Below are 9,823 nucleotides of genomic sequence, written 5' to 3'. Positions count from 1 at the left end.
CTCCGGAGTGAACAACTCGACATTCGCCAGATGCGCAACATCGAACGACGTAAATTCAGTCATCAGCAAAATCCTCTCTGATCTGCAGGTCGGGCTCTAGAGCCGTGGTCGGGCGAAAACGGTGCCATCGAAGATCTTGCGTGCGGTGCGCAGGGCCGCCGACCGTGTGACGGTGTACTGGTCGCCCGTCTGTTCGACGGCGACGTCGACATCGAAATGGCCGGTCGGATGCTCGATCGAGAACCGCGCGCTTCCGTCGGCCAGCTCGACGAGGTCGTGACCGACCGTTCCCTGCGGCAGCACCCCGGCCGCCACCGTCAGCGCACCGAGCACCCCGATCGAGGTGTGCACGCGTTTGGGCAGAAAACTGCGGGTCGAGATGGCACCGCCGGCGGTGGGCGCCGAGAGCAGCACGAGCTTCGGCACGGTGGTGGCCGACACGTCGCCCATGCCCATGAGCTCGGCCGCGTGCATCCGGATGCCCGCCAGGCGGTCACCGAGTGCGGCATCTGCCTCGAGCTCGTCTGGGTTCTCGGCCCCGCTCAGCCCCAGGTCAGCCGCCCTCATGAGCACGCTCGGCATGCCGTTGTCGACACAGGTCACGGTGATGCCGTCGACCTCGTCGGTGAGGTGGCCGGTCGGAAAGAGGGCGCCGGTCGACGAACCGGCCGTGCCCTCGAAGTCGAGCGAGATGGCGCCCGCGGTGCCGGGCACGCCGTCGATGGCCAGGTCGCCGTCGTAGTCGACGACACCGCCCGGGGTGGCGAACGTCGCGATCGCCACAGAGTCGGTGTTCACCATACGGATGCGAACGGTCGTCGTCGGGTCGTCTGCCACCACCAGCCCGCGCTCGACAGCGAACGGCCCGATGCCGGCGAGCAGGTTGCCGCAGTTCTGCTTGTCGGTGACGAAGGCCTCGTCGACGCCCACCTGCAGGAACAGGTAGTCGACGTCGGTGTCGCCGCTCTCGGATGTCTGGACCACCGCCACCTTGCTGGTCAGCGGATGAGCGCCGCCCAGCCCGTCGATCTGGCGGGGGTCGGGCGTGCCCATCACCCGCAGCAGCAGGTCGTCGCGCTCTGCGGCGTCAGCGGGCAGGTCGGCCGCGAGAAAGTACGCGCCCTTCGACGTGCCACCCCGCAGGTAGAGGCACCGGATGCCCTCACCGGCCGTCATCGTGCCACTCGCTCTGACTGACGTACTGCACACCGAGGTCGGCGAGAACGCCGCGCAGGTCGTTGCGGTCGAGGCTCAGGTCTCCGGTGCGGTACGCCTCGCGCGCCCCGGCCTCCTTCGCGACCCGGGCCTCGGCGGCCGCGAGCGCCGAGGCCGCCTCGGCACGCGGCACGCACAGCACACCGTCGTCGTCGGCCACCACCACGTCACCGGGCCGGATGATCGCGCCGCCGACCACGACGGGCACGTTGACCGAGCCGGCGGTCGCCTTCACGGTGCCCTGCGCGTTCTGCGCGCCCGCCCAGGCGGCGAAGCCCATCTCGCGCAGATCGACCACGTCGCGAACGCCGCCCGTGGTGACGATGCCGCGAACACCCCGGTAGGTGAGGGCGGTGGCGAAGAGCTCGCCGAACGACCCGTCGAGCGACGGCGATGTCGTGGTGACGACCAGCACGTCACCGGGACGGCACTGCTCGACGGCTGCGTGGATCATCAGGTTGTCACCGGGCCAGCACAGCACGGTCACGGCAGAACCGGCGATGCGCGCACCCTGCTGAACCGGGTGCACCGACGGCCCGACGAGACCGACCCGGCCCATCGCCTCGTGCACCGTGGCGACGCCGTGCACGGCGAGGGCGTCGATGGTCGATGCGTCGGCCCTGGCGATGTCGGTGACGATCACGTTCGTCATTCGAGCACGCTCGTGACCTGGGGGTAGTACCGCATGTACGCCTCACCCATCGTTTCGTGCGGCAGACCGAGGTTGGGCCCGGCGTTGCGCTTGACCTGCACCCCACGGCGGATGGCGAGTGAGGTGTAATAGTCCCACATGTGCTTCTGCGCGGGCAGGCACTCCATCGCGGCTCGTTTCAGGGGAAAGGCCGAGCTGATGTCGAGCAGCACGTTCGGCTTGAAGTCGCTCTGCTCGGGCTGGTGCGGCTCGAAGAAGAATACCGGCGGGGCGCCGATGATCTCGTCCGGCGTCGGAAACTCGCCGTCGACGGCGACGCCGATCGCCTGCGCCAGAACCCGCGCCTGCAGCGCCATGCGTGCGGCAGCGGGATGGTCGCCGTTGTACGGGTCGGAGAGCGGGTGGGTGAGCACGACGGTGGGCTGAACGCGCCGGTACACCTCGACCAGGCGCTCCACCGCCTCCGGCGACTCGAGCAGCGGGTAGTCGCCCAGGTCGAGAAACTCGACCTCGGCGCCCAGCGCTGCGGCCGCCGCCTCGGCCTCGGCCCGGCGAATCTGCTTGATCTCGTCGAGGGGCTTCTTCTGCAGCCACTGGCTGGCCGACTCGCCGCGCTCGCCGTACGACAGGCACACGATCACGGCTCGTTCGCCGCGCATGGTGGCAGCTGCGATGGCGCCGCCGGCCCGCCACACGAAGTCTCCGGCGTGTGCGCTCACCACAAGGAGCGCGGATTGCGTCTGAGCCATGGAACTCCGATCTCTGTTCGCGCCGACGAAAGGGCGTGCCGCCAGCAAAGCACGCTCTGGCTTTATGGTCAAGATTCTGTCTACAATCTTGTTGACAGCGTCAGACGAGGGAGTCGAGGCACATTCACATGGCTGAAAACCTGCAAGAACTGCTTGACCAGAGTGCAGACACGGTGGGCCTGCTGCGCAATTCGCAGCTCGGCACCTACATCTACCCGGTGGTACCCGCCGAATTCACCAACTGGCGGCGTGAACAGATCGCCTGGCGCGAGACCGCCGTGCTCTATGACCAGACGCATCACATGGTGAACTTCTTCATCACGGGTCCGGATGCCCTGAAGCTCTTGAGCGACACCGGAATCAACTCGTTCGCCAACTTTCAGGTCGACACCGCCAAGCAGTTCGTTCCGACCGCGTCGAACGGCGGGGTTATCGGCGACGGCATCCTGTTCCACCAGGGGCCCGACGAATACGTCTACGTGGGGCGCGCACCGGGAGCGAACTGGCTGCAGTTCCACGCAGAGACCGGCGGGTACGACGTCGAGTTCCGTTACGACGACCGGTCGCCGTCGCGCCCCTATGGGCAGGCCGTGAGCCGGGAGTACTACCGCTTTCAGATTCAGGGGCCGAACGCCTGGTCGATCATCGAGAAGCTCGCCGGCGCTGAGGTCGAGAAGGTCAGGTTCTTTCATATGGGCCACATGACCATCGCCGGCGAGACGGTGCGTACGCTGCGGCACGGTATGGCCGGCGCCCCGGGCCTCGAGATCTGGGGGCCGTACGAGCAGCACGGCAAGATCCGCGACGCGGTGCTCGAGGCGGGCCGCGAGTTCGGCCTCGAACCCTGCGGGTCGAGGGCATACTCCTCGAACACGCTCGAGTCGGGCTGGATTCCCTCACCGCTGCCGGCGATCTACTCGAGCGAGGCCGAACGGGCCTACCGCGAGTGGCTGCCGGCCACCAGCTATGAGGCGATCAACGCCCTGGCCGGGTCGTTCGTCTCCGAACACATCGACGACTACTACCTGAACCCGTGGGAGCTGGGCTACGGATCGTTCGTCAAGTTCGACCACGACTTCATCGGCCGCGACGCACTCGAGCAGCTCGAGCCCGAGCAGCAGCGCAAGAAGGTCACCCTGGCGTGGAACGACGACGACCTCGGCCGCATCCTGACCAGCGTTCTCGACCGCGAGGGGCCGGGTTACCAGTTCTTCGACCTGCCGAACGCCAACTACGGGTCGTCGAACTACGACGCCGTGATCGACGCCGACGGCAACACCATCGGCCTGTCGCTGTTCACCGGCATCACCGCCAACGAGAAGCGCGGGCTGTCGCTGGCGACCGTCGATCACGACGTGCCCATCGGCGCCGAGGTGAACGTGGTGTGGGGCGAGCCCGACGGCGGTTCGCGCAAGACGACCGTGCAGCCGCACGAGCAGATCGCGGTGCGGGCGATCGTCAGCCCCGTGCCCTACGCCGAGACGGCTCGCACGGAGTATCAGGGCGGGTGGCGCACCGCCGGTGCGCTCTGATGGGCGCTCGGCTCGCGCTGCAGAATGTGAGTCTGCACTTCGGCGGCGTCACCGTGCTGCAGGAGGTGGGCTTCACGGCCGAACCCGGCTCGATTCTCGGTCTGGTCGGCCCGAACGGTGCGGGCAAGACCTCGCTGTTCAACTGCATCAGCGGCCACTACCGGCCGAGCGCCGGGTCGATCACGATCGACGGCACCGAGGTGAGCGGCGACCGGCCCGCAACGCTGGCCCGGCGGGGGCTCGCCCGCACCTTCCAGCACCCCGCCCTGCAGCTGAACGAGACCGTGCTCGAGAACGTGCTGCTCGGCGCGCACAGCCGCCTGCCGGGCGGGCCCGTCTCGTGGTCGTTGCGCCTACCCCGCACCACCCGGTCGGAGAAGGAGCTGCGAGCCGAAGCCGCCGCTCTGCTCGAGCGCCATGGTCTCGCCTGGGCTTCGCGCATGCCGGCGGGCGAACTCTCGCACGGCCTGCACAAGGGTATCGAGCTGTGCCGCGCTCTGCTGACCGGCCCGAGCCTGCTTCTGCTCGACGAACCGGCCGCCGGCCTGCCGCACTCCGAGGTCGAGCAGCTCATCGAGACGGTGCGACGCGTGCAGTCCGATGACATCACGGTGGTGGTCGTCGAGCACAACATGGGGCTGATCTCGGCCCTCACCGATCGGGTCGTCGTGCTCGACCACGGTCGCAAGCTCATGGAGGGAACCGCGGCCGAGGCCCAGGCCGACCAGCGTGTCATCGAGGCCTACCTCGGAAAGGACCTCGCCGATGACGCTGCTTGAGCTCGAGGGGGTCACCGCGTTCTACGGTCCGGTGCAGGTGCTCGACGGCGTCTCGCTGTCGGTGCCCGAGGGCGGCGCGGTGGGCATCCTGGGTGCGAACGGCGCGGGCAAGACCACCACGCTGCGAGCGATCAGTGGAACGGTGCGCTCGGGCGGCCGCATCCTCTGGGAGGGCCGCGACATCCGCAACACCCGGCCCGACCGCGTCGCCGCCCTCGGCATCGCACACGTGCCCGAGGGCCGCGGAACGCTCGGCGGGCTCACGGTGCGCGAGAACCTGCGGGTCGGAGCCTACCTGCGTAAAGACCGCAAGGCGATCGACGCCGACATCGACTACTGTCTCGACCTCTTTCCGAACCTGCGCGAGCGGGTGCGCTCGAATGGGTCGGCGCTGTCGGGCGGCGAGCAGCAGATGCTGGCCATCGCGCGCGCCTTCATGGCCAAACCCCGGCTGCTGCTGCTCGACGAAGCCTCGCTCGGGCTCGCTCCGAGCACCGCGAAGTCGGTCTTCGACGCCATCCGTCGCCTGCGGGTCGAATCGGGCATCGCGATGATCATCGTCGAGCAGAACGCGAACCTGGCCTTCACCCTCGTCGACTCGGCCACCGTGCTCGAGACCGGGCGGTCTGTACTCGACGGCCCGACGGCCGAACTCAAGGGCATGGACGAGATTCGTCGCGCCTACCTGGGAGGCTGACCGATGGGAACCTTCATACAGCTGTTCGTCGACGGCCTGTCGACCGGGTCGATCTACGCCGCCCTCGCCCTGGCCATCGTGCTGGTGAACCAGGCCACGGGGCTGATCAACTTCGCCCAGGGCGGCATGGCGGTGCTCTCGGCCTACATCGCCTGGAGCCTCACCGTCGCCGGAGTGCCGCTGATTCTGGCCATTCTCGTCTCGGTCGTGGCGTCGTTCTTCCTCGGGGCGCTGATCGAGCGCTTTCTGATGCGGCGGTTCGAGGGCGGCGACCCCGACACCGCCGTGGTCGCGACCATCGGCCTGCTGACGCTGATCACCGGCATCTGCGCGTGGATCTGGAGCTACAACAACCAGCTCTTCCCCTCTCTCTTCCCGGTGAACACCATCGATGTCTTCGGTGCTGTGCTGAGCATCCGCTCGATCGGCACCATTGCGGTGATCGTCGCGCTGATGCTCGTGCTGCAGGCGCTCTTCGTGTGGACCAAGCTCGGCCTGGCGCTGCGCGCGGTGGCCATCAACCCACAGTCGGCCGCCTTCTCGGGCCTGCCTGTGGGCCGAATGCTGATGGTGGGCTGGGGGCTCGCCGCCGGACTCGGAGCGGTCACTGGCGCCCTCGTCGCCCCGCAACTGACGCTGACACCCGGCATGATGGACTCAGCCCTCGTCTACGCGCTCGCCGCCGTCATTCTCGGCGGCATGTCGAGCCCGCTGGGGGTGGTCGTCGCCGCCTGGCTGATCGGAGTGCTCGAGAACCTCGCGTCGGTGTATGTGCCGTTCATCGGCCACGACCTCGATGTGGCCGTTCCGTTCATCCTCATCTTCGTCGTGCTCATCGTGCGCCCCCAGGGCCTGTTCGGCCGGAAAGAAGTGGTGCGAGTCTGATGACCACGACAGTGCAGTTCGCAGACAAGCCGGCCACCCGGCAGCCGTTTCTGCAGCGCCCCTGGGTGAGGTGGGCGACGGTCGCCCTCGTCGTCGTGGTGCTCATCGTGCTGCCGTTGCTGCTGCCGGCCTCGACCAACCTCGTCATCGCGCGCATCGGCGTCTTCGCCGTCGCCGTTCTGGGCCTGAACGTGACGATGGGGTACACGGGGCAGGTCTCGCTCGGCCAGATCTTCTTCGTCGGTGTCGGCGCCTATGTCACCGCCTACGGGGTCACCAACGACTGGAACGTCGGGCTGGTGTTCGTCGCCTCGTTCGTCATCCCGGGCATCATGGGCCTGCTCATCGCTCTCGCAGCGGCGCGCCTGGGCGGTCTGGCGGTGGCAATGGTGACCATCGCGCTGCCGATCATCGGTGTGCCCCTGGCGAAACGCCTCTCGGAGTTCACCGGTGGTTCGGAGGGCGTGTCGGCCCGCTTCACCGACGCCCCGGAATGGACCGGCCTCTACGACGACCAGTGGAAGCTCTACCTCGTCTTCGCGATCGGCGGCGCCGCCTTCCTGCTCACCCGCAACCTGATGCGGGGCAAGTACGGGCGCGCCTTCGCCATCGTCAAGGGAAATGAGGCCGTCGCCGGCTCGATGGGCATCTCGCCCTACCGCTACAAGGTGCTGGCGTTCACGATCGCGTCGCTGATCGGCGGCGTCAGCGGCTTTCTCTACATGGTCGTGATCCAGTACACCTCGCCAGAGACCATGAGCTTCGGTTCGTCGATCACGCTCGTGGCCGCCATGGTCATCGGCGGCGCGGGCAGCATCATCGGCTCGATTCTCGGCGGGGCGTACTACGTGCTGGTTCCGCAGGTGACGAACGTCATCAACCCGAACCTCACCGCCGTTCTGCAGGGCGCGATTCTGCTCGCCGTTCTGTTCGTGCTGCCGGGCGGCCTCGTGTCGCTGCCGAGAGTCGTGCGCCGACTCCTGAACGCCCGGAAGGGGGGAGCCGGGCATTCTCCCTCCCCCGCCCCAACCCCAGATTCACCACCCACGCAATCAGATGAGAAGAGGCTAGACCAATGAACATCCTGCACAGCAAGATGCGGGTCACCACGGTCATTGCGGGCATAGGCATCGTTGCCCTGCTCGCGACCGGGTGTTCTCGCGGCGGAGACTCGAGCGGCGGCTCCACCGGCGGATCCGCCGCGAGCCCCGGCATCACCGACACCACCGTCACCCTCGGCATCACCACGCCGCTCAGCGGCGCCACCGCCGGTCCCGGTACCTGCACTGTCGCAGGCATCACGGCCTACTTCGGCGACGTGAACGCCGCGGGTGGTGTGAAGTTCGGCGACGGCAAGACCCGCAAGGTCAACATCACGGCCCTCGACGACGCGTACGACCCGCAGAAGGCGGCGGCGAACTACGAACAGCTCAAAGACAGCGTGTTCGCCATGACCGCGGGCCTCGGCACGCCCACCAACCGGGCCTGGCGTGAAGCGGCCATCGCCGACCAGGTGCCGCAGGTACTCGTCGAGACCGGCGACCCGATCTTCAGCGACACCAAGCAGAGCCCCTGGCAGCTGGGCTTCGTGCCCTCGTACCAGAACGAAGGTGCCGCGTTCGGCAAGCTGCTCGCTGCTGGCGGTAAGCCGCACAAGATCGCGATCCTCTCGCAGAACGACGACTACGGCCAGGGCTATGTCGCCGGGCTGAAGAGCGCGATCTCGGGTTCGTCGAACATCCAGGTGGTGAAAGAACTCACCTACGAAGCAACCGACACCTCAGTGGATGCTCAGCTCACCGAGCTCGCCGGCTCTGGTGCCGATGTGTTCTTCAACGCCATGTCGATCACGCCTCTTGTGATCTCGTCGCTGCAGAAGGTGCAGCAGCTGGGCTGGAGCCCGAGCTGGTTCTTGCCGTCGAACACGTCGAGCCCCTCGGCCATTCTGCAGCCCGGTGGAGCGACCGCCTTCCCCGGCGTCTATTCGGTGTCGTTCGCCAAGGCGGCGGCCAGCCCTGCTGTTGCGGGGGATGCAGACGTTCAGAAGTTCCTGTCTGATCTGAAGACGTATGCGAACTACCCAGACACCCCGGCGTTCCCGCACTGCTCGTGGAGCTACATGATCGGGGCGACGCTCGACCAGGCGTTCCAGAAGATGACCGAACCGACGCGCGACAACTTCATGTCGGCGCTGCGGTCGATCTCCGACTACTCGGCTCCGCTGATGCTCGACGGCACCTCGGTCACCACGAACCAGGACGGCCAGCCGGCCGTGTCGACCGTCGTGGTGCAGAAGTACAACGGCAAGGGCTACGACACGGTGACGTCGTTCGGATAGTGCCGGCAGGTGACGACGCCCGGTAGGAGCCGGGCACGAGCCCTGGGGCCCGTCTACTGTGATTCTGTAGACGGGCCCCGGTTTCTGCGCCCGGGAGCCTGCGGCGTCGGCGGGTGCGCCACCCTCACAACGGAAGCTTGGATACGTTCGTCATCATGTGGGAAACCAGCGGAGACCGCCCCAAAGACCTCATCGAGTCCATCGACAACGCGATGCGTGTGCTCCTGATGCTCGCAGTCAATCCCGAGGTGCGCGTATCGGCGGTCGCCGAGGCACTCGGGGTCTCAGCTTCTTCTGCCCACCGGATACTGGCCACGCTGACCTTTCGCGGCTTCGTCGCCCAAGACCGCATCACAAAGGCCTACCGGGCCGGAAGCGCCCTGATCGAGCTCGGCGTACGGAGCACCAGCGGGCTCGACCTGCGGGGTGCAGCAGAACCGCACCTGGCCGGTCTCGCCGCCGAGTTCGGCGAGACCGTGAACCTGATGGTGCTCGAGGGAGCGATGTGTCGATTCATCGCGGGCGTCGAGAGCACCCAGCGGCTACGGACCCAGGTGCTGACGGGCACCCTCCTGCCTGCCTACGCGACGTCGGGCGGCAAGGTGTTGCTGGCAGAACTGAGCCAGTCGGAACTCCACGACATCTACCCGCACGGACTGCGCAAGCTCACCCCCCACACCAAGACGTTCACTCAGCTTGTCGACGAGCTCACGCTGATCAGCCACCGCGGGTACGCAACGAATATCGAGGAGTCTGTGCCGGGTCTCAGGGCCGTTGCGGTGCCGGTGCGGGATCGCGCTGGTGTGACGATCGGCGCTCTCGCCATGTCGGCGCCCAGCGTGCGGCTCAAGGGCCCGCGGGTTCGCGACATGGTGGTGGCCCTCAGAGAGTGCGCGGGGCGCATCCGAATGGACGCTCCGTTCACTCCCATCCGAGTCGACAGGGGATGAATTTCCGCGGCTAATTCCGCTTAGCG

The 9,823-nt window shown here is 67.3% G+C and carries 10 protein-coding genes; 7 read left to right on the top strand and 3 right to left on the bottom strand.

Translation table 11 applies throughout. The features are described from left to right. Positions 1–96: 96 nt before the first annotated feature. Genes V3W46_RS02350 through V3W46_RS02340 form a run of 3 tightly spaced genes read right to left on the bottom strand, consistent with a single transcriptional unit; the run spans position 97 to position 2,616 of the window. Positions 97–1,176 (bottom strand): 4-oxalomesaconate tautomerase, encoded by a 1,080-nt coding sequence (locus V3W46_RS02350; RefSeq protein WP_331781482.1) that lies wholly within the window; start codon positions 1,174–1,176, stop codon positions 97–99. After that, positions 1,163–1,867 carry a 4-carboxy-4-hydroxy-2-oxoadipate aldolase/oxaloacetate decarboxylase gene (locus tag V3W46_RS02345; protein WP_331781481.1) on the bottom strand — a complete coding sequence of 235 codons (705 nt, stop codon included), beginning with the start codon at positions 1,865–1,867 and terminating at the stop codon, positions 1,163–1,165. Before V3W46_RS02345 ends, V3W46_RS02350 begins: the two co-directional genes overlap by 14 nt. Beyond that, entirely contained in the window at positions 1,864–2,616 is a 753-nt protein-coding gene (locus V3W46_RS02340; protein ID WP_331781480.1) for a PIG-L deacetylase family protein, read from the bottom strand. The genes V3W46_RS02345 and V3W46_RS02340 overlap by 4 nt, the downstream gene beginning before the upstream one ends. Positions 2,617–2,744: 128 nt before the next feature. On the opposite strand from V3W46_RS02340, the gene ligM reads away from it, so the two are divergent. From ligM to V3W46_RS02305, 7 genes are all read left to right on the top strand, one after another. Further along, the gene (ligM, locus tag V3W46_RS02335) at positions 2,745–4,148 is read left to right on the top strand and encodes a vanillate/3-O-methylgallate O-demethylase (protein WP_331781479.1); all 1,404 of its coding nucleotides are present in this window, start codon (positions 2,745–2,747) and stop codon (positions 4,146–4,148) included. Then, positions 4,148–4,927: an ABC transporter ATP-binding protein gene (locus tag V3W46_RS02330; protein WP_331781478.1), complete on the top strand. Its 780-nt coding sequence runs from the start codon at positions 4,148–4,150 to the stop codon at positions 4,925–4,927. Before ligM ends, V3W46_RS02330 begins: the two co-directional genes overlap by 1 nt. Continuing rightward, positions 4,914–5,624 (top strand): ABC transporter ATP-binding protein, encoded by a 711-nt coding sequence (locus tag V3W46_RS02325; RefSeq protein WP_331781477.1) that lies wholly within the window; start codon positions 4,914–4,916, stop codon positions 5,622–5,624. Before V3W46_RS02330 ends, V3W46_RS02325 begins: the two co-directional genes overlap by 14 nt. Positions 5,625–5,627: 3 nt before the next feature. Then, the gene (locus tag V3W46_RS02320) at positions 5,628–6,509 is read left to right on the top strand and encodes a branched-chain amino acid ABC transporter permease (protein WP_331781476.1); all 882 of its coding nucleotides are present in this window, start codon (positions 5,628–5,630) and stop codon (positions 6,507–6,509) included. Next, positions 6,509–7,588: a branched-chain amino acid ABC transporter permease gene (locus V3W46_RS02315; protein WP_331781475.1), complete on the top strand. Its 1,080-nt coding sequence runs from the start codon at positions 6,509–6,511 to the stop codon at positions 7,586–7,588. Before V3W46_RS02320 ends, V3W46_RS02315 begins: the two co-directional genes overlap by 1 nt. After that, a complete protein-coding gene (locus V3W46_RS02310) occupies positions 7,585–8,847 on the top strand; it encodes an ABC transporter substrate-binding protein (protein ID WP_331781474.1) in 1,263 nt (420 codons plus the stop codon). The genes V3W46_RS02315 and V3W46_RS02310 overlap by 4 nt, the downstream gene beginning before the upstream one ends. A 137-nt stretch (positions 8,848–8,984) precedes the next feature. Further along, entirely contained in the window at positions 8,985–9,797 is an 813-nt protein-coding gene (locus V3W46_RS02305; RefSeq protein ID WP_331781473.1) for an IclR family transcriptional regulator, read from the top strand. Positions 9,798–9,823 lie beyond the last annotated feature (26 nt).

The sequence above is a fragment of the Subtercola sp. YIM 133946 genome (genome assembly GCF_036553535.1).
Lineage (GTDB): Bacteria > Actinomycetota > Actinomycetes > Actinomycetales > Microbacteriaceae > Subtercola.
Note: the sequence above shows the minus strand (reverse complement) of the source record. Positions and strands in the feature narration are given on the sequence as shown.

Coding starts and splice junctions, on each gene's coding strand:
- V3W46_RS02340 (WP_331781480.1), bottom strand. CDS start 2,616: ATGGCTCAGACGCAATCCGCGCTCCTTGTGGTGAGCGCACACGCCGGA.
- V3W46_RS02345 (WP_331781481.1), bottom strand. CDS start 1,867: ATGACGAACGTGATCGTCACCGACATCGCCAGGGCCGACGCATCGACC.
- V3W46_RS02350 (WP_331781482.1), bottom strand. CDS start 1,176: ATGACGGCCGGTGAGGGCATCCGGTGCCTCTACCTGCGGGGTGGCACG.
- V3W46_RS02310 (WP_331781474.1), top strand. CDS start 7,585: ATGAACATCCTGCACAGCAAGATGCGGGTCACCACGGTCATTGCGGGC.
- V3W46_RS02315 (WP_331781475.1), top strand. CDS start 6,509: ATGACCACGACAGTGCAGTTCGCAGACAAGCCGGCCACCCGGCAGCCG.
- V3W46_RS02320 (WP_331781476.1), top strand. CDS start 5,628: ATGGGAACCTTCATACAGCTGTTCGTCGACGGCCTGTCGACCGGGTCG.
- ligM (WP_331781479.1), top strand. CDS start 2,745: ATGGCTGAAAACCTGCAAGAACTGCTTGACCAGAGTGCAGACACGGTG.
- V3W46_RS02325 (WP_331781477.1), top strand. CDS start 4,914: ATGACGCTGCTTGAGCTCGAGGGGGTCACCGCGTTCTACGGTCCGGTG.
- V3W46_RS02330 (WP_331781478.1), top strand. CDS start 4,148: ATGGGCGCTCGGCTCGCGCTGCAGAATGTGAGTCTGCACTTCGGCGGC.